Genomic DNA, 17,388 nt, shown 5'->3' with positions numbered 1-17,388 from the left:
TTTGCGCCTTACCATTCGACCGGCGTCTGGCGGTGGGCGATCAGATAATCGTTCGCCTTAGAAAAATGCTTGCAGCCGAAAAAGCCGTTGTGCGCCGAAAGCGGCGATGGGTGGGCGCATTCGAGCACCAGATGTTTCCGCCGATCGATCCCTGCGCCCTTGCGCCGGGCGTAGGAACCCCACAGCATGAAGACGACGGCTTCGCGCTCGCGCGATAGCGCATGAATCGCGGCGTCGGTAAATTGCTCCCAGCCCTTGCTCTGATGCGATCCGGCGGCGTTCTCGCGCACGGTGAGCGTGGCGTTGAGAAGCAACACGCCCTGTCGCGCCCAACGCGAAAGATCGGGGTCGCGAGAGACCTTATGACCGAGATCGGCTTCGATTTCCTTGAAGATGTTCTGGAGCGACGGCGGCGGCGGCGTATGAGCGCCGACGGCGAAGCAAAGTCCGCAGGCCTGTCCGGCGCCGTGATAGGGGTCCTGCCCGAGAATGACGACTTTGACCTGGTCGAAGGGACATTCGTCGAAGGCGCGAAAAATCTGCGACGCCGGCGGATAGATTCGGCGCGCGGCATATTCGCTGCGGACGAATTCTCGCAGCTCCCCGAAATAGGGCTGTTCGAATTCACGCGCGAGATGCTTGCGCCAGCTTTCCTCGATGCGAACTGGTCTGGTCATTTTGAGGGGCGGGCAGTATCGAAATTATTGCGAATTTGGGTAACCGCTTCTTTCAGCTTCGGCAATTCGTCAACCACGACATTCCAGATAATTTGATCGACCGCGTGGAGCTGGCGCGCGCTCCCGCAGTTTCGCAATGGCTTCGGCGAGGTTCATGCGGACAGTTTAGTCGAAATGCCCGCCGAGCCTCAATCCTGCAGCGGGCCCCAGGCCGGGTCGCTTGCGAAGCTCGGGGTCGGCGCCTGGGTCTCGGAACGGCCGAACACGTCGACCATGTAGATTTTCGGTCCGCCACCGCCGCCGGAATCGCGAAAGAACATCAGGAATAGGCCGTTCGGCGCCCAGGTCGGGCCTTCATTGTGAAAGCCTTCGGTGAGAATGCGCTCGCCGGAGCCGTCGGTCTTCATCACGCCGATCGCGAAATTGCCGCCATTCTGCTTGGTGAAGGCGATGTAATCGCCCTTGGGCGACCAGACCGGCGTCGAATAGCGGCCGCCGCCGAAGGAGATGCGCTTCGCGTCGCCGCCCTGCGCGCCCATGATGTAAATCTGCTGCGAGCCGCCGCGATCGCTCTCGAAAACGATGCGCGAGCCATCCGGAGCGTAGCACGGCGCCGTATCGATGGCGGCGGTGTCGGTCAGACGCGTCGTCGTGCGCGAGCGCAGATCCATCGTATAGAGATTGGTCGTCGAACCCTGCGACAGCGACATGATGATCTTCTGTCCATCGGGCGAAAATCGCGGCGAAAAGGTCATGCCAGGGAAATTGCCCACGACTTCGCGCTGGCTGTTCTCGATATTCATCAACAGGACTTTCGGATCGCCGTCGGCGCCGAAGGACATGTAAGTCACGTCGAGCGAATTGGGGGAGAATCGCGGCGTGACGACGAGTTCGTCGCCGCGCGTCAGGTAGCGCACATTCGCGCCGTCCTGATCCATCATGGCGAGGCGCTTGCGGCGCCTCTCCTTGGAGCCGGTTTCGTCGACGAAGACGACCCGCGTGTCGAAGAAACCTTTTTCGCCGGTGATGCGGGTGAAGACGGCGTCGGAAAGGAGATGCGCGACTCGCCGTATATTGGCGGTTTCAGTCACATATTGCTGACCGGCGACCTGTTCGCCCGTCGTCACGTCGAAGAGCCGGAACTCGGTCTTTAGTCTTCCGTCGGCGCCCCGTTGCGAACGCCCGGTCAGCACGAATTGCGCGTTAACCGCTTTGAACGCGGCGAGATGGGGCGCTGCGTCCGGCGGCGCGGCGTTCGCCGGCAGCGCGGCGGGCTCGATCGGATGAAGAAACACCGAGCGTTTGAAATTATTCAGCGTCACCGAGGTCACGGTCTTGGCGGCGTCGTCGCCGGCAAAAGGCGCGACGGCGATATTGATCGGCTGAAAGCCGCCGCCCTTGAGATCGATGACGCGTCCGGCGCGCGCCGTCGGGGCGGGAAGGATTGGGGCGAACGCCGCGCCGGCGATAAAGCCGGCGGCGGCGCGGCGGGTGATGCTGCGTGTCATGGGCGAAATCTTTCCGGCATCGCCGTGAAGAAACCGTAACGCCTTGCGGCGATGGACGTTCTCGGAGGGTTGGGGAGGGGGGCGACCCGTTCGCTGCGCGCGAAGGCGGTCACTAATTCGCATCCTGGAAGCGGATCGTGACCTCGCGCAGCGCCTCTTCGTAATAGGGCATGAACTCGGGCGGAATCCGCATCGGGCTGCAGCGGCGCACCGCCTGCATCGCCTGTTCGCCACGGGCATGTTCGGTCGGCGTCGCCGAAGCGTTCAGCAGTTTCGGGCGCCCCTCGAGTTCGCCTTCGCGCGAAAGATGAAACTCCACGATCGGCGTATAGGTCTGCCCGCCAAGCGACAGGGCGGACGCCCAGCACGGGTAATAGTGATCGTGGATATAGGCGGCGATGCGCGCTTCCATCGAGGCCGACATTTTGGCGGCCGTCCCCGTCGGCGCGCCGAGCGCGGCGGCCTGGGTCGCTCTGCCGGTTGCGGCCTTGCGCTGCGGCGCTTCGCGGCTCAGCATTTTCGAAATGCTCGCGGCGTCGAATTTCGACTTTGGGGCATTCTCGTCGCCCGATTCCGCCTTCGATTCCTTCGCCGCCTTTTCCGCCAGTTCGCCGATCGTCGCTTCAGGCTTAGGCTTGTCTTGCTGCTTCTTACTGGCGAGGAGCTTCGCGACCTCGTCGACCTTGAGCCGCTCCTTTGGTTTCTCAACGTTAGCCGCATCCTTTGCCGACTTGTCCGGCTTCGAGCGGGTCGGCGGCTTCGGCTTGACGATTTCGGCCTCAGCCGGGTCCTTCGTCTCGGGCTCCGTCTTGTCTGGTTGCGGCGCCGCGGCTTTAGGCTTCGCCGCCGGTTTCGGCTCGGGCTGCTTTTCCTCGAGCTTGGGCGGCGGCTCTGGCTTCGGCGGCAGAGCGGCGACGCGTTTCGGCGGCGTCGGCGGCGTGTCGGCGGCGGGCTGCGGCAGCGGACGCGCGGGCGGCAATGGCGTGGCGACGTCTTTCTTGGCTTCCGCGAGTGGCGGCTCCGGCTTTGTCTCGGCTTCGGCCGCGACCTTGTCGACGCGCGGCGTCGACTTGATTTCGCGCGCAGTTTTTTCTCCCTTCATGACCTGGGCGAGTTCGCTATCGGTGACAAGGTCGACCGGAATCATCTCGACGGCGTCGTCGAATTTTGGGCTGCTGGAAAACAGGACGAGCGCCGTCAGTAGCAATCCGGCGTGGATTGCAGAGGAGAGCGGAAGACCGGGTTCGGAGCGCGAAATTTTCATTTCCGCTCAGCTCACTTCTTCTCCTGCTCTGTCACCAGCGCGACCTTCTTGTAGCCCGCGCTTATGACAAGCGACATCACCTCGGCGACGCGGCCGTAATTCACCGCCTTCGAGCCGCGGACATAGATGCGTTCGTCAAAACCCTGCTTGGCGGCTTCCTTGAGCTTGTCGAGCAATTGCGTCGTCTCGACCGGCTGATCCATCAGATAGACCTGTCCCTTTTCGTCGATGGCGATCGAGACCGGCTTCTGGTCGATGTTAAGCGCGCCGGCCCTCGTCTGCGGAAGATCGACCGCGACGCCGGTCGCAAGCAGGGGCGCCGCCACCATGAAGATGATGAGCAGCACCAGCATCACGTCGATGAACGGCGTCATGTTGATTTCGGCCATGGCGCCGTAGCGGGGCACCCCGCGCCGCCGCCTGCCGCCCTTACGTCCCGGGGCCGAGAGTGAAGCGCCCATGCCCGCCCCTTACGCCGCGCGGTCGCGGTTGGACGAGGCCGCATGCTGGTCGATCTGTCGCGACAGAATCGCCGAGAATTCGTCGGCGAAGCTTTCCATGCGCGCCTGCGCCTTGGCGACGTCGCCCTGCATTTTGTTGTAGGCGATCAGCGCCGGAATGGCGGCGAACAGGCCGATCGCAGTGGCGAGCAGCGCCTCGGCGATGCCGGGCGCGACGACGGCGAGCGAGGTGTTCTTCGAGGCCGCAATCGAGCGGAACGACGTCATGATGCCCCAGACCGTGCCGAACAGGCCGATAAAGGGGCCGGCCGACGCCACGGTCGCGAGCACCAGCAGATTCGATTCAAGCTTCTCCACTTCGCGGGCGATGGAGACGTCGAGCACTTTTTCGATGCGCGCCTGCAGCCCCATGAAGGAGGCGCTGGCACCCGCCTGGAAGGAGCGCTTCCATTCTCGCATTGCGGCGACGAAAAGCGTCGCCATGCCGGTTTGCGGCCGCTCGGAGAGCTTGCTGTAAAGCTCCTCCAGCGAATTGCCCGACCAGAAGTTTTCCTCGAAACGGTCCATGGAGCGGCGCATGCGGGAAAAGAGCAGCGTCTTGTCGATAATGATCGCCCAGCACCAGACCGACGCGGCAAGCAGTCCGACCATGACGATCTTGACGACGATATGCGCGCCCCAGAACATGCTCCAGATCGTGATGTCGGCGGCAGGAGCGGCGAGAGGGCTCGCGGCGATCTCGGCTGGATTCATGATTTGTCCTTGAGTCGGCAGGCGCTCTATGGCGACTTTGGCTGCGACGCCCGGTCTATCGCCCGCAATTTCGCCATTTGTTGGGCCGCCCTGCGCCGCACAACAAACCATAGCGGGGAGGAGTTAACAAGCCGTAAGGGTTAAGGAAACCTCTAAACGCGCCGGCGGCTGGTTTTGACAGAGCGTTAAGGATCACGGAATCATCCGGAGGGCCGGACGCCGAGCGAATTTTTTTCAGGGATTGCTGCAATGCGCGTTGTCGTTTCTGGCGGCCGGCCATTCTGCCGGCGAGAGGACATATGCAACATTCTTCAGGCGCTTTTCACGACTGTCGTATTTTTCCTCCCTTACTTTCTATCGCTCTCCTTGGTCGAGCTTTCCGCCTATATTCTCGCCTTCATCGCCATTAACGGCTCGGCCAATTACCTGTTGCACCTTCACGTCCATCATCCTTTCACGACGTCGCGCGGATGCAATCTGCTGCTTGATCTCATGCTCGGCGCGACCACCGGCATCACCGCGTCGAACTGGCGCATTCAGCATGTCTACGGCCATCATTGTCGGCACGACGAAAAATTTCGCGCGCGAAATATTGATGTGAGCGCAAGTTTTTCGTGGCGCGGCGCGCTGGCGTTTTGCTGGCGTTCAATGCGGCCGACGATCGTGGGACCGTTTTATGAGGCCTATGAAAAGGGCGTCCTCAGCCACATCAAGAAGCCGATCAACTATCGCTGGGCTCTTGTCGAACACTGCCTTTATCTCGGATTTATCGGCGTGCTATTCGCCTGGCGGCCGTTGCTCACGCTCGGCTTCGTTTTGCCTTGGCACTTCGGCGTGTTCTTCTTCACGCGCTATGTCGATTTTCTCAATCACTGCGGATGCGATGAATCGTCGAACAATCCTTTCGCCATCGCCAACAATACGACTCACGCCGTTTTCAACCGCCGAAGCGGAAATCTAGGGTTCCACACCGCTCACCATCTCAACCCGACCGTGCATTGGAGCGAATTGCCGGCCTTGCATCGCCAGATTGAAAAGGACATTCCGCCGCAGTTGATCACCAACGTGAGTTGGTCGTTCCTGCATTTTCCGCTGCATGCGCTGCGCGGCGTGCGATAGTTGGCGGCTCACTCATTGAGCTGATAAATCCACCAGCCCTTGTGCTGATAGACGAGCGAAAATCGCGTTAGCGGCGCGGGCAGGGAGGTGGAGAACGGCAGCAGCCGCGCAATCAGCCGGTCGCCGTCGCTCTTTCGCTCAAGATAATGCAGCCGCGTTGCGCCGCCGATCGGCTCGACCGCGAAGCCGCCGTCGATCTTCTCGTCGCGTAGCCATTGCTGGGCGGATTTGATGAGCCCATGCGAAACGCCGGTCGCGGCGAAATCTTTATAAGCGATCGAGAGCTTTTCGGGCCGTACGGCAGCGAGCCTCCAGACGTCGGAAATGCGCACCGCGACATAGGCGGGCTTGCCGCCCGCGAGCGTCTTCAAGGCTTCGCTCGCATGCGCCTCATCGGCGTTGAGCAACGCGTCGATAAATCGTGTGAAACTGTTCGCTGACGAGGTCGGGACTCCCGCCCCCCATCGCGGGCGCTCCATTGCCGCGGCGGCCGACCAGGCGGCAGGTAACAACAGACCGCGCGCCTCTGCGTCGTCGAGCGGCGCGGCGCGTCCTGCGACAAGCTTGATCGCGCGCGAGAAGTCCCACCATGCCAGCACGACGGCGTCCTGCGGCGTATGCTCGCGGATCGCTGCAAGAACCTTTGCCGCATCCTCCGCCGAAACGTCAGAGAAGAGCATCGGCTCGGTCACCTGATTGCGCCATACAAGCGGCGTCAGCCGACCGGCGTCGTCGCGCGCGACGACGCCAGCGGCGAGAGGACGCCGCTCGTCCTTCGCCGATACTTGGATCTGCTGAAGGCGCTCGGCTGGAAGTCCGAAGCCTTCGACATCCTTCGCGGCTTCCGCCGAAATCGGCGCGAGACGCGCTTCAAAGGGAACGCTCGGATTGAGGCCAGCGTAAATCGCCCAGCCGATGAGGGCGAAGCCGAAGACGATGAGCGCGACGCCGACGATAAGCCGAATGCGGGGAGTCATGTGCGCCTAACTGTCAGAGTTCCGATTCTTCCGGCGCCCGAATGTCTTTGCCGCGAAAGCGGGAATCCAAAGCAACAGCCAAATGCTTCGAAGAAGGCCCCTGGATTCCCGGTCGCGCTTTCGCGCGCCGGGAACGACATGCGGGACGCTCACCCGCCCTTGCGTCCGCGTTGCATCAGCAGGCCGGCGCCGGCAAGCATGGCGAGGAGCCCAAGTCCGCCGGCCCAGGCGCGACGCGTCGGCGAATCGAGATCGAGGTCGCCGCGCTTCTGGCCTGCGATGCGCTTCAGCTCGGCGCGGATTTCGGCGGCCTCGCGCAGCTTCGTATCCTCGTCGTTGATCTTCGCCGCCGCGCCGATAAGTTGCGACCAGCCTTCGGTATAGGTGTAGCCGCCGGGGTTCATATGCGCGAGGCCCTTATAGTGCTTGATCTGATGATGCTCCCACATGTCGGCGAAGACATATTCAATGGCGCTCGGATTATTGCCCTTCTGCCAGAACAGCTGGAAGAAGCCGCCGGCATCGTCCTTCTCGGGCGGCGGCGGCGCCGGACGGTTCGTTGTCTGGCCCGGCAACAGTTTGTCGGCGTAGAGCTTCACCAACACGCTGCGCGCTTTCTCGGTGATCTCAAGACCGGAGATGATCCCCTTATCCATGCCGTCGAGATAGGCGCGGGCGAAGCGGTCTGAGTGGCAGTTGGAGCAGGTCGAGACCCACGACTCCTTGCGTTGCGTGAACCAGGGGTGGCTCAAATTTTCCGCGATCTTCGGCATCGGCACAAAGGCCCAGCGCGCCTTGCGCACCATGTTGTGCGTGAACTTGCCCTGATACTCCATGTGGCAGAAGGCGCAGGTCGGGGCGTTCATATTGCCCTTTTCCATCGCGTCGGCGAGACGGACGTTCCAGTCCCATGTGTCGCCGCGCGTCTGATAGATCGTGCCGTGCTTCGAGAGCATGTAGCCCTCGAATTCATTGTGATCGACGCCATTGTGGCAGATCGCGCAGGCTTGCGGCTTACGCGCCTGCACGGCCGAGAATTCGTGGCGCGTGTGGCAGGAGTTGCAGGTCGTCTGCGGCGTGTGACAGAAGGTGCAGCCTTCCGCGACCTCCCGCTGCTCCATCGCCGCCCACACCGCATTCTCGACATTGGCCTTCATCGATAGCGCGTGCGAGGGATGCCCCGGCTTCCACTGATCCTGCGGCCAGGTGAAAGTGTCGCGCTCGGATTCGCGCTCGGCGAACTGCTGCACATGGCACTGTCCGCAGGCGGCGGCGTCGGGCATCCGCAGTTCGGTGTTGTGCTGGCCATGGTCCTTGCCGACTCCCATATGGCAGTCGATACAGCCGACCTCTTTCAGGTTCTCGCCGGCCTTGAGCGATCCCATCGAGCGGAGGTTGTTCTCGACCTCCGTGATCATTGCCTTCTTATAGGTGCGCGCGTCGCTGTCGGGGAGGTTGCGGATCGCGTCGAGATTGCCGTGCACGCTACCCTTCCAGCTATGCGTCCAGCCGGGCGTGACCTGGCTGTGGCACTCGACGCAGTCGGCGCGCTTGGCGTCGATGTCGATCGTATGCGGCGGCTTATAGAAGTCGTGCGGATTGAGATATTTCGAGATTGGGATCGGCTCCCAATATTTCGAGAACGAGCCTTTCCCGGCGCCTTGCGATTCGTCGTAGTAGCGCTTGGTCAGCGCATCATAGAGTTCTTTCGGCGAAGCGGATTTCTCAAGGCCAAGCGCCTTGAAGGTTTCGTCGGGCGTCTCGGCAAAGGCCGGCGCGCCGACGGCGAAGGTCAGGGTGAACGCGACAATTGGCGCGACGCGGGCCGCATAATCCAAAACTTTCGAAAAATTTGGCATGCGTCCTGCCCCTTCTGCGTCTGGCTGTATTCTCGGCTCCGGGGCAGCGAGCGGAAAGGACCACAGGCCTCCTCGTCCATGAGGCCACCCATTGCCCCAGCCGCTCGTCAAGACGCTTCGCGACGATACATGAAGGGAAGCCATGACGATTCGTTCCTTCCCTTCCGCCTTAAGCACCGCCGAAGCGCCGCCCGGCATGCGGCTTTACGCGATCGGCGACATTCATGGGCGCGCCGATCTTCTCCATGCCCTCGCGGAAGCGATCGCCGAGGATCTCGCGGCGCGCCGCTGCGAACAGGCCGTCACTATATTCGTCGGCGATTATATCGACCGCGGCCTTGGCTCCAACGGCGTTTTGAAGCGCTTGTCGGCCAAGGATTTTCCCACGCCGATGGTCGCGCTGCGCGGCAATCACGAAGACGCGTTGCTGCGCTTTATCGACGACGCCGCGGCGCTCGACGATTGGGTCGCCAATGGTGCGCTGACGACGCTGCATTCCTATGGAGTCGACGCCGGCGAGGAAGTCGCGATTGGCGGCGCGTCGAGGGTTCGGGTGAAATTTCTCGCGCATTTCCCGGACGAACATCGCCGCTTCATCGAAGACACCCGGCTTTGGACCGAATATGGCGGCTATTTCTTCTGCCATGCCGGCGTGCGGCGCAGCCGGCCGCTGCATCTGCAGGACCCTCATGATCTGATGTGGATTCGCGAAGGGTTTCTCGACTGCGAGCAGTCCTTCGGCAAGGTGATCGTGCATGGGCACACGCCGCATCGCGACGTCGAGGATTTGCCGAACCGGATCAATCTCGACACCGATGCCGTAAGAAGCGGCGTGCTTACGGCGGTGGCGCTGGAAGGGTTCGAGCGGTGGTTTATCCAGACCGCGTGATGGCTCAGCCGACGCGAAGCTCGAAGGCGTTTTCGAGATGGCGCGGCAGCCGCCGCGGCGCAACGAAGATCGCGTCGGCGCGCAGCGTATAGTTCATCGCCCAGGGGTTTGCGGCGAGCCAGCGGCCCACAGCCTGCGAGAAGCGGCGCTGCTTTTGCGGCGTGATGGCGATTGCCGCGTCGTCGAGATCGCCGCGCGCTTTCACTTCGACGAAGACGATCGTGCGCCCACGCCGCGCGATGATGTCGATCTCGCCGCCATGCGCCCGGACATTGCGCGCGAGAATGCGATAGAGCCGAGACCGCAGCCACAGCGTCGCCGCGGTCTCGGCGCGCAGGCCGTAGACATAGGCGGCGCGGCGGGCGTCGTCGCTCAATATTCTCTCCAAAAAGGGCGCGCAACCGTCTCCCAAGGGGAGAGGGTCGGTCCGAAGGACCGGGGGGAGGGGACAGAATCTCGCGGCCTTCGCTCAGGCGCAAAGAAGGAGAGGGAGTTACCCCTAACCCGGCCGCTTCGCAGCCACCCTCTCCCAATGGAAGAGGGGCACCTATCCTGCTTCTGGACGGAAGAGGGCAAATTGCGCCGGCTCATTTCCCGCGCCCCGCAGCGAGCTCCAGCGCCCGGGCGTAGACTTGGCGGCGGGGTTGGCCGGTCGCGGCGGATACCACGCTCGCGGCGTCCTTCACCGAATGCGCGGTCAGCGCCTCCTCGATTTTGGCGTCGAGATCGGCTGCCGCCGTTTCTGCCGCGCCGGCGCCGGGCGGCGCGACAAGCAGCACGATTTCGCCCTTCGGCGGCTCCTCTTTTGCGAGCGTCGCCGCGAGTTCGTCGAGCGTCCCGCGACGGACCGATTCGAACATCTTGGTCAGTTCGCGGGCGATCGCCGCATTGCGCCCGCCCAGCACCGCCGCGCAGTCGGCGAGCGTTTCGACCAGCCGTCGCGGGCTTTCGAAAAACACCAGCGTGCCGGGAATCTGAGCGAGTTCGGCGAGGCGCGCGCGGCGCGGGCCGCTCTTGTGCGGTAGAAAGCCCTCGAAAAAGAAGCGGTCGGTCGGCAGTCCGGCGACGACCAGCGCCGCGAGCACGGCGGAGGGCCCTGGCACCGAAGTCACATGCACGCCCTTTTCGAGCGCCTCCTGAACGAGTCGAAACCCCGGATCGGAGACGAGCGGCGTGCCGGCGTCGGAGACGAGCGCGAGTTTCGCTCCCGCTTCCAGACGCGCCAGAAGATGCGGGCGAATGACCCGGGCGTTATGTTCGTGATAGGCGACGAGCGGCGTCGATATCCCGTAATGGGCGAGCAGCGTCTTGGTGACCCGCGTATCCTCGGCGATCACCGCATCCGCCGCGGCGAGCGTGGAAAGCGCGCGAAACGAAACGTCCTTCAAATTGCCGATCGGCGTCGCGACAAGGTGGAGCCCGGGCTCGATCCTTTCCGCTTCGGCGCGCAGGCCAAAGGCGGTGTAGCTCGCAGCAGGCGGAGAAGCAGCCTCGATGATCATGGGCGTGGCCGATGTTCGTTCTTTTTAAGATACATGATGTTCGTTTAACAGGACAAGCGCAAACTGCGCCCAAGATGCGTCCAAACCGCGCTCAAGGCCGCAATTCTTCCAAATGGGCTGTATATTGACTTTCCGCCAGGGACTCGGACCTTAGCGCAGATAAGCCGCGCCATGGCGAGAGCCTTGGTCGCAGGGGGATTTTATGCCGACATTGTCTTCTCACCGGCGCGCCGGCGCGCCCAGGCGCGGGGCCGTGATGAAACATGCCGCGCTTCTCGGACTCGCGTTCGGGCTCGCCGCCTGCAATCCGGTGAGCGGACCCTGGGCGCCCGGCGCGCGCGATCTTAAGTTGACCGCCTCGACCCAGACCGGGCCGGCGGAAGGCGAAGCGATCGGAACAGGCGCGGTGAAGATCGCGCTGATCGTGCCCTTAACCGGCCCGTCAGGACCGTCCTCGGTCGGCGCGTCGCTCCTGAACGCCGCCAAGCTCGCTTATGCCGACAGCGGCGACAATGACGTGACGATCCTCGTCAAGGACGACCGCTCAACCCCCTCGGGCGCCGCCGCGGCGACTCAGACGGCGATCAACGAGGGCGCGGAAATCATTCTGGGTCCGGTGTTCGGCGCCGGCGTTAAGGAGGCAAGCCGCGTCGCCCGCGCCGCCAATAAGCCGATGATCGCCTTCTCCACCGACTCGTCGGCCGCCGGCCGCGGCAGCTATCTTTTGTCCTTCGCGGTCGAGGGCTATGTCGACCGCGGCGTCAGTTACGCGTCGCAGCACGGCAAGAAGTCGATTGCGGCGCTCGTTCCCGAAAACGATTACGGCACGCTGGCGATGGCGCAGTTCCAGCAGAGCGCCGCGACCTATGGCATCCGCGTGCCGGTCATCGAGCGCTACAAGCCGGGCGCGCCAGCCGAGTCGGTCAAGCGTCTGGCCGCCGCGCGCGATCAATTCGACGCGCTGTTCATTCCCGAGCAGGCGGAGGCGATGACCGCCGTGTCGAAGGAACTCGTGGCGAACGGCATCGACTCCAAGAAGGTGCAGATTTTCGGCACCGGTCTGTGGAACGACGCGCGCACGCTGAACCTGCCGGCGCTGCAGGGCGCCTGGTTCACCGCGCCGGAGAACGCCGGCTTCAACGCCTTCGCGCAGCGCTACAAGGCGAAATACGGCTCGGACCCGGCGCGCGTCGCGACGCTCGCCTATGACGCGGTGTCGCTCGCCATCGCGCTGTCGCGGTCGCAGGGCTCGCAGCGCTATTCGGAAAGCGTATTGACCAACCCTTCCGGATTCAACGGCGCCGACGGCGTCTTCCGCTTCAAGCCGGACGGCGCCAATGAGCGCGGCCTGTCGGTGCTGGAGATCGGCGGCGGCTCGGCGAAGATCATTTCGCCGGCGCCGCGCAATTTCACCGGCAACGGCGCGTAAGAATTCGCCCTCATCCTGAGGAGCGCCTGAAAGGCGCGTCTCGAAGGACGAGGGCGAATTTGAGAACGTCCGGATTTCCTCGTCCTTCGAGACGCAAGCTTCGCTTGCTCCTCAGGATGAGGAAATCCTTCATGCCGTCCCCGTCTCTCCCGCGATCTTGCCGAAGTCGGCGACGCCCATCATCACGCGGCGCAGTTCCGCAAGCAGGCGCAGTCGGTTCAGCCGCAGATCGGCGTTCTCGGCATTGACCGTCACATCGTCGAAGAAAGCGTCGACCGGCGCGCGCAGTTTCGACAGCGCCCGCATGGCGCCGGCGAAATCTTCCTTTTCCAGATGCTCGGCGGTCTCTTCGCGGGCGCGGGCGATGGCGGCGGCGAGCTTATGCTCCTGCGGCTCGATACGAAGGTTCGGCGCGTGGCGATGCGCATAAGCGTTCGCGCCGTCCTTCTTCTCCTCGATCTTGAGAATATTGACGGCGCGGCGAAAGCCGGCGAGCAGATTCCTGCCGTCGTCGGTTGAAAGGAATTTGTCGAGCGCCTCGACCTTGCGCGTGATCATGAGCAGATCGTCCTGTAGCGGCGCCTGTTCCCCTCCCCCCTGCGGGGAGGGGCTAGGGGTGGGGGTCTCCGTCTCCAGAACCGCCCCGAGCGCCGCATCTATCAGATCGTACCTGGCCCCCTTGTCGCGCAAGTAGACCTTCAGCCGATCGATGAAAAATTCCAGGAGGTCGAGGCTTTCTTGCCATGCGCCATGAATGCGCGCTTCTGCAAATTCTGCAGCCCTCTCGGGGTCGGCTGAAGAGAGAACTTCTCGGATAAGCCGCTCCTTTTGTTCGATCGAGAAGCCCGCTTTAGGCATCTCATTTACGATGCGAATCTGTCCCTTCAGCTTTTCGAAGTAGATGTCGATGTGGACGCGCCCAGTATGACCTCCCAAAGTCAGGGTGATTGGGAGCCGCAGCGCATTCTCCATCAAGATCCTGATCACCCCCAACGCTGCTCTGCGCAGCGCATAAGGGTCTTTGCTCCCTGTCGGCTTTTCGTCGATGGCCCAGAAACCGACGAGCGTGTCGAGCTTGTCGGCGAGCGCCACCGCGATCGACACCGGATCGGTCGGAATTCGGTCGCCCGGCCCCTGCGGCTTGTAATGTTCCTCGATTGCCGCGGCGACGCTCGCGTCCTCGCCCTGCGCGCTCGCGTAATAGCGGCCCATCAGCCCCTGCAGTTCGGGGAACTCGCCGACCATTTCGGAAACGAGATCGACCTTGCACAAAATCGCGGCGCGCTCGGCCTTCTCTGCGTCGGCGCCGACGATCGGCGCAAGCTCTCGCGCCAGCGCCGCGATCCGCTTGACGCGTTCGCCCTGCGTCCCGAGCTTTTCGTGGAACACGATGGCGTCGAGCTTCGGCAGACGCTCTTCGAGCCTCAACTTGAGGTCCGTCTCGTAGAAGAATTTCGCGTCGGAGAGCCGCGCGGCGATGACGCGCTCATTGCCGCCGATGACCGTCGCCCCGCCATCGCTTGCCTCGATATTGGAGACGAGGATGAAGCGATTGGTGAGCGCGGTGTCCTCGCGCAGCACGAAGCACTTCTGATTCACGCGGATGGTCGCGCGAATGACTTCCGGCGGAATGGAGAGAAAACTTTCGTCGAATGCGCCCATCAGCGTCACCGGCCATTCGACGAGGCCAGCGACTTCTTCGAGAAGGCCCGCGTCTTCGACGAGCTCCAGCCCTTGCGCGAAGGCGAGATCCTTCGCGTCATGCAAAATGATGTCGTGCCGGCGCGCCGGATCGATGACGACGTTGGCGCGTTCGAGCGCAAGCGCATAATCTTCGAAGCGCTTCACGCGAATGGGCTGCGGCGCCAAGAAGCGATGGCCATAGGTCACATTGCTGGACGCGATTCCGTCGACGTCGAAAACCACGACGTCGGGCGTTTCGGTCTCGGGTCCGAAGGTCGCGACGACGGAATGAAGCGGGCGCACCCAGCGCAGCGAATCCGGCCGCTCAGACGCCGTCCCCCAACGCATCGACTTCGGCCAGGGAAAGCTTTTGACGATCGCCGGCAGAATTTCCGCGAGGACGTCGATCGTCTCGGCGCCGGCGCGCTCGATCACGGCGACGTAGAATTCGCCCTTCTTCGGATCCTTCTCGATCTTCGCCTGATCGAGCGAGGCGAGCCCGGCGCTCTTGAGAAAACCTGCGATCGCCGCCTCAGGCGCGCCGACACGCGGACCTTTGCGCTCTTCGCGCAAATCCGGCTGGCGGTTCGGAAGCCCGACCACCTGTAGCGCGAGACGGCGCGGCGTGGCGTAGGCGGCGGCGCCCTCATAGATCAGGCCGCGTTCGACAAGCGCGTTGGTGACGAGCCGCTTCAGGTCGTCCGCCGCCTGCCGCTGCATGCGCGCCGGAATTTCTTCGGAGAATAATTCGAAAAGGAGATCGGACATCGCGCTTATATGCTCTGCGCCTCATTCCCCTCCCCCCGCTTGCGGCGGGGAGTGGTTAGGGGTGGGGGGCTCTGGATCACGCTGCATTTGGGTGGATTCGCCCAAATGCAGATAACGTGATCGATTCAAAAAGTTTAGAGCGCGCCTTGAGCGAAAAACCGGATTCCACTTTTTCGCAGCGCGCTCTAACGTTTGGTAGAGCGCCGGGCAGATCGTGTCCACAACGCTTTCGAGATTGCGCAAAACCTCGTGATTCCAAAATCGCAGCACGCGATAGCCGCTTGTCTCAAGAAGTCGCGCGCGCTTTTCATCTCGCAGCCGTTCGTCGTCAAAGCCATGTTGCGCGCCGTCGATCTCGATGACGATACGCGTGCGATGACAGGCGAAATCCGCGAAATAGGGACCGATCGGCGCCTGTCGGTGGAAATGAACGTTATCGACTTCAAGCTGTCGGAGCTGTGTCCAAAGCTTGCGTTCTGCCGGCGTCGCCTCGCGTCGCAATTTTCGGGCGCGGGGCGTTCGAGGGTCTGAACGATCCATTTTGTCGTTCATTGCGCGACCCCCTCACCTCTAGCCCCTCCCCGCCGCAAGCGGGGGAGGGGAATCTCAGGCGATTTCCTTGACCGCCGGCTTCGGCGCGTCGAGCAGGAATTTCTCGACTTCGAGCGCCGCCATGCAGCCGAGCCCTGCCGCTGTGACCGCCTGACGGTAAACTTCGTCGGCGACGTCGCCGGCGGCGTAGACGCCCGGCATGCTGGTGCGCGTCGTTCCGGGCTCGACGGCGATGTAGCCCGACGGCTTAATCGTCAATTGGCCGCGGAACAGTTCGGAAGCCGGTGAATGGCCGATGGCGACGAAAACGCCGTCGGCGGCAAGCGTGTGGACCGCGCCGGTCGCGATATTCTTGACCCGCGCGCCGGTGACGCTCAGTGGGTTCTCGTCGCCGACGATCTCATCGATCACGTGATTGAACAGAATCGAGACGTTTTCCTGCGCCAGCAGACGCTTCACCAAGACGCGCTCGCTGCGGAATTCGTCGCGGCGGTGAATGATCGTCACATGTGACGCGAGATTGGAAAGATACAGCGCTTCCTCGACCGCGCTGTTGCCGCCGCCGACGACAAGCACTCTCTTGCCGCGGAAGAAAAAGCCGTCGCAGGTGGCGCAGGCGGAGACGCCGAAACCCTTGAACTTTTCTTCGCTCGGCAGGCCGAGCCACTTCGCCTTGGCGCCGGTGGCGATGATGAGCGAGTCGCAGGTGTACGACTTGCCTGAATCTCCGGTGAGCCTGAAGGGCCGCTCGTCGAGATGCGCTTCGACAATATGGTCGGAGACGAGCTTTGTCCCGACATGTTCCGCCTGCAGGCGCATCTGCTCCATCAGCCAGGGACCCTGGATCGGCTCGGCGAAGCCGGGATAGTTCTCGACATCGGTCGTGATCATGAGCTGGCCGCCCTGATCGAAGCCGGCGATGAGCATCGGCTCGAGCAGCGCGCGGGCCGCGTAGATCGCCGCTGTATAGCCAGCCGGGCCGGAGCCGATGATGATGACGCGCGCGTGCTGCGGCATGAGGTGGCCTCGCGAGTGACGACGCCCGCAATCTAGCCATTATCAGCGTCGCCGCAACCGCGTGGGCGCAGTAACCCGGCCAATGCAAAACGCCCTCCCGGAAAATCGGAAGGGCGCCTAAACAGGCCGCCGCGCGAGACTCCGGTTACCAGCCCCAGCCGCCGTCGTCGCCCCAGCCTGGGCAGACGTTCACCCACTGGCTTCGCCAGCCCCAATGGGTCCACACCCTGCGGCGCTGATAGCAGTCGCCATAACCCGCGTTGGTGTAGCCGGGCCAGCCTCCGCCCCAACCATACCCCGGCGAAGAGGCAGGCAGGTCTGTGCGGTAGTAGCTCCAGCCCCAAGGCTGGCCCCAACCCGCGGGCCGGCCGTAGCCGCCCCGACCGCCCCAACGGCCGGCCCAGCCGACGCCGGGCAGTATCGCGCCTTGGAAGCCGCCGCCGCCCCAGCCGAAGCCGTGCCATCCGTCCCATCGCTGCGCCTGCGCGACGCCGGTATGGGCCATCAATCCGATGAGCAGAGCGCCGGTCACGGTCGCCGCTTTGATTGATCTAGACATGTCCAGCTCCTCCCGTGCGAATGACGCAGGCGAACGGTATTGCCGCTTGCGACTGGCCGGGCAGGGGCGAATTCCGGCCGAGCGGTCGAGGCAAACGCCCTTGCGAAACGGAAGGCTCTGTCAAAGGCTGATAAGTCGGGGACTTACCAGCCCCATCCGCCCCAGCCGCTGCCCCAGCCGCCGCCCCAGCCGCCGTAGCCGTCCCAGCAGACGTTCACCCATTGACGCCGCCAGCCCCAGTTGGTCCACACCGTGCGAAGCTGGTAGCAGCTGTTGTAGCTGATGTTGGAATAGTAGGGCCAACCCCAGCCGGCGCCTATCAATCCTGCGCCGTACACCGGCCAGGCGCGCCGCCACGGGCGGTAATAGCC

Annotated in this window: 16 protein-coding genes and 1 pseudogene; 3 read left to right on the top strand and 14 right to left on the bottom strand. The window is 63.3% G+C overall.

Annotated elements, in window-relative coordinates; genetic code table 11:
- Window positions 1–8 precede the first annotated feature (8 nt).
- The 5 genes from ung to tolQ form a co-directional block, all read right to left on the bottom strand.
- Window positions 9–677 (bottom strand): uracil-DNA glycosylase, encoded by a 669-nt coding sequence (gene ung, locus QZ964_RS15050; protein WP_292532459.1) that lies wholly within the window; start codon window positions 675–677, stop codon window positions 9–11.
- Between the two features lie 188 nt (window positions 678–865).
- Window positions 866–2,185 (bottom strand): Tol-Pal system beta propeller repeat protein TolB, encoded by a 1,320-nt coding sequence (gene tolB, locus QZ964_RS15045; protein ID WP_292532458.1) that lies wholly within the window; start codon window positions 2,183–2,185, stop codon window positions 866–868.
- 112 nt (window positions 2,186–2,297) lie between these two features.
- Window positions 2,298–3,449 (bottom strand): cell envelope biogenesis protein TolA, encoded by a 1,152-nt coding sequence (locus tag QZ964_RS15040; RefSeq protein WP_292532457.1) that lies wholly within the window; start codon window positions 3,447–3,449, stop codon window positions 2,298–2,300.
- 11 nt (window positions 3,450–3,460) lie between these two features.
- A complete protein-coding gene (locus QZ964_RS15035) occupies window positions 3,461–3,910 on the bottom strand; it encodes a biopolymer transporter ExbD (RefSeq protein WP_292532456.1) in 450 nt (149 codons plus the stop codon).
- Between the two features lie 9 nt (window positions 3,911–3,919).
- Complete coding sequence (tolQ, locus tag QZ964_RS15030) at window positions 3,920–4,663, bottom strand: protein TolQ (RefSeq protein WP_292532455.1); 744 nt, start codon at window positions 4,661–4,663, stop codon at window positions 3,920–3,922.
- A 249-nt stretch (window positions 4,664–4,912) separates the two neighbouring features.
- Here tolQ and QZ964_RS15025 point away from each other — a divergent pair, with 249 nt between their 5' ends.
- Complete coding sequence (locus tag QZ964_RS15025) at window positions 4,913–5,782, top strand: fatty acid desaturase (RefSeq protein ID WP_292532454.1); 870 nt, start codon at window positions 4,913–4,915, stop codon at window positions 5,780–5,782.
- An 8-nt stretch (window positions 5,783–5,790) separates the two neighbouring features.
- Here QZ964_RS15025 and haoB read toward each other — a convergent pair whose 3' ends face one another.
- Window positions 5,791–6,759: a hydroxylamine oxidation protein HaoB gene (haoB, locus tag QZ964_RS15020; protein ID WP_292532453.1), complete on the bottom strand. Its 969-nt coding sequence runs from the start codon at window positions 6,757–6,759 to the stop codon at window positions 5,791–5,793.
- 149 nt (window positions 6,760–6,908) lie between these two features.
- The gene (locus QZ964_RS15015) at window positions 6,909–8,618 is read right to left on the bottom strand and encodes a multiheme c-type cytochrome (RefSeq protein ID WP_292532452.1); all 1,710 of its coding nucleotides are present in this window, start codon (window positions 8,616–8,618) and stop codon (window positions 6,909–6,911) included.
- 142 nt (window positions 8,619–8,760) lie between these two features.
- Between QZ964_RS15015 and QZ964_RS15010 the strand changes: the two genes are divergently transcribed.
- Window positions 8,761–9,507 carry a metallophosphoesterase gene (locus tag QZ964_RS15010; RefSeq protein ID WP_292532451.1) on the top strand — a complete coding sequence of 249 codons (747 nt, stop codon included), beginning with the start codon at window positions 8,761–8,763 and terminating at the stop codon, window positions 9,505–9,507.
- Between the two features lie 4 nt (window positions 9,508–9,511).
- Here QZ964_RS15010 and QZ964_RS15005 read toward each other — a convergent pair whose 3' ends face one another.
- Together QZ964_RS15005 and rsmI are read right to left on the bottom strand one after the other, a co-directional pair.
- The gene (locus tag QZ964_RS15005; protein ID WP_292532450.1) at window positions 9,512–9,883 is read right to left on the bottom strand and encodes a YraN family protein; all 372 of its coding nucleotides are present in this window, start codon (window positions 9,881–9,883) and stop codon (window positions 9,512–9,514) included.
- 211 nt (window positions 9,884–10,094) lie between these two features.
- On the bottom strand, window positions 10,095–11,009 hold the full coding sequence (gene rsmI / locus QZ964_RS15000) for a 16S rRNA (cytidine(1402)-2'-O)-methyltransferase (RefSeq protein WP_292532449.1): 915 nt from the start codon (window positions 11,007–11,009) through the stop codon (window positions 10,095–10,097).
- A gap of 202 nt (window positions 11,010–11,211) precedes the next feature.
- Between rsmI and QZ964_RS14995 the strand changes: the two genes are divergently transcribed.
- Complete coding sequence (locus tag QZ964_RS14995) at window positions 11,212–12,438, top strand: penicillin-binding protein activator (protein WP_292532448.1); 1,227 nt, start codon at window positions 11,212–11,214, stop codon at window positions 12,436–12,438.
- A gap of 129 nt (window positions 12,439–12,567) precedes the next feature.
- On the opposite strand, the gene glyS is transcribed toward QZ964_RS14995, so the two are convergent.
- The 5 genes and pseudogenes from glyS to QZ964_RS14970 all read right to left on the bottom strand — a co-directional run.
- A complete protein-coding gene (glyS, locus tag QZ964_RS14990) occupies window positions 12,568–14,889 on the bottom strand; it encodes a glycine--tRNA ligase subunit beta (RefSeq protein ID WP_292532447.1) in 2,322 nt (773 codons plus the stop codon).
- Window positions 14,890–14,910: 21 nt separating this feature from the next.
- Window positions 14,911–15,441 (bottom strand): endonuclease domain-containing protein, encoded by a 531-nt coding sequence (locus QZ964_RS14985; protein WP_292532446.1) that lies wholly within the window; start codon window positions 15,439–15,441, stop codon window positions 14,911–14,913.
- Window positions 15,442–15,495: 54 nt separating this feature from the next.
- Window positions 15,496–16,458 (bottom strand): thioredoxin-disulfide reductase, encoded by a 963-nt coding sequence (gene trxB / locus QZ964_RS14980; RefSeq protein WP_292532445.1) that lies wholly within the window; start codon window positions 16,456–16,458, stop codon window positions 15,496–15,498.
- Window positions 16,459–16,603: 145 nt separating this feature from the next.
- Window positions 16,604–17,017 (bottom strand): hypothetical protein, encoded by a 414-nt coding sequence (locus QZ964_RS14975; RefSeq protein WP_292532444.1) that lies wholly within the window; start codon window positions 17,015–17,017, stop codon window positions 16,604–16,606.
- A gap of 143 nt (window positions 17,018–17,160) precedes the next feature.
- Window positions 17,161–17,388, bottom strand: a pseudogene (locus QZ964_RS14970) (hypothetical protein); the annotation flags it as partial.

The sequence above is a fragment of the Methylocystis sp. genome, from assembly GCF_021731785.1.
In the GTDB taxonomy this organism is placed as follows: domain Bacteria; phylum Pseudomonadota; class Alphaproteobacteria; order Rhizobiales; family Beijerinckiaceae; genus Methylocystis.
This window is presented reverse-complemented; position numbering and strand designations above follow the sequence as displayed.

Bases quoted from the DNA above. Each gene is read 5' to 3' on its own strand.
- QZ964_RS15025 (WP_292532454.1), top strand. From the start codon at position 4,913: ATGCGCGTTGTCGTTTCTGGCGGCCGGCCATTCTGCCGGCGAGAGGAC.
- QZ964_RS14985 (WP_292532446.1), bottom strand. From the start codon at position 15,441: ATGAACGACAAAATGGATCGTTCAGACCCTCGAACGCCCCGCGCCCGA.
- QZ964_RS15015 (WP_292532452.1), bottom strand. From the start codon at position 8,618: ATGCCAAATTTTTCGAAAGTTTTGGATTATGCGGCCCGCGTCGCGCCA.
- QZ964_RS15035 (WP_292532456.1), bottom strand. From the start codon at position 3,910: ATGGGCGCTTCACTCTCGGCCCCGGGACGTAAGGGCGGCAGGCGGCGG.
- rsmI (WP_292532449.1), bottom strand. From the start codon at position 11,009: ATGATCATCGAGGCTGCTTCTCCGCCTGCTGCGAGCTACACCGCCTTT.
- trxB (WP_292532445.1), bottom strand. From the start codon at position 16,458: ATGCCGCAGCACGCGCGCGTCATCATCATCGGCTCCGGCCCGGCTGGC.
- QZ964_RS14995 (WP_292532448.1), top strand. From the start codon at position 11,212: ATGCCGACATTGTCTTCTCACCGGCGCGCCGGCGCGCCCAGGCGCGGG.
- ung (WP_292532459.1), bottom strand. From the start codon at position 677: ATGACCAGACCAGTTCGCATCGAGGAAAGCTGGCGCAAGCATCTCGCG.
- glyS (WP_292532447.1), bottom strand. From the start codon at position 14,889: ATGTCCGATCTCCTTTTCGAATTATTCTCCGAAGAAATTCCGGCGCGC.
- haoB (WP_292532453.1), bottom strand. From the start codon at position 6,759: ATGACTCCCCGCATTCGGCTTATCGTCGGCGTCGCGCTCATCGTCTTC.
- QZ964_RS15040 (WP_292532457.1), bottom strand. From the start codon at position 3,449: ATGAAAATTTCGCGCTCCGAACCCGGTCTTCCGCTCTCCTCTGCAATC.
- QZ964_RS15010 (WP_292532451.1), top strand. From the start codon at position 8,761: ATGACGATTCGTTCCTTCCCTTCCGCCTTAAGCACCGCCGAAGCGCCG.
- QZ964_RS14975 (WP_292532444.1), bottom strand. From the start codon at position 17,017: ATGTCTAGATCAATCAAAGCGGCGACCGTGACCGGCGCTCTGCTCATC.
- tolQ (WP_292532455.1), bottom strand. From the start codon at position 4,663: ATGAATCCAGCCGAGATCGCCGCGAGCCCTCTCGCCGCTCCTGCCGCC.
- tolB (WP_292532458.1), bottom strand. From the start codon at position 2,185: ATGACACGCAGCATCACCCGCCGCGCCGCCGCCGGCTTTATCGCCGGC.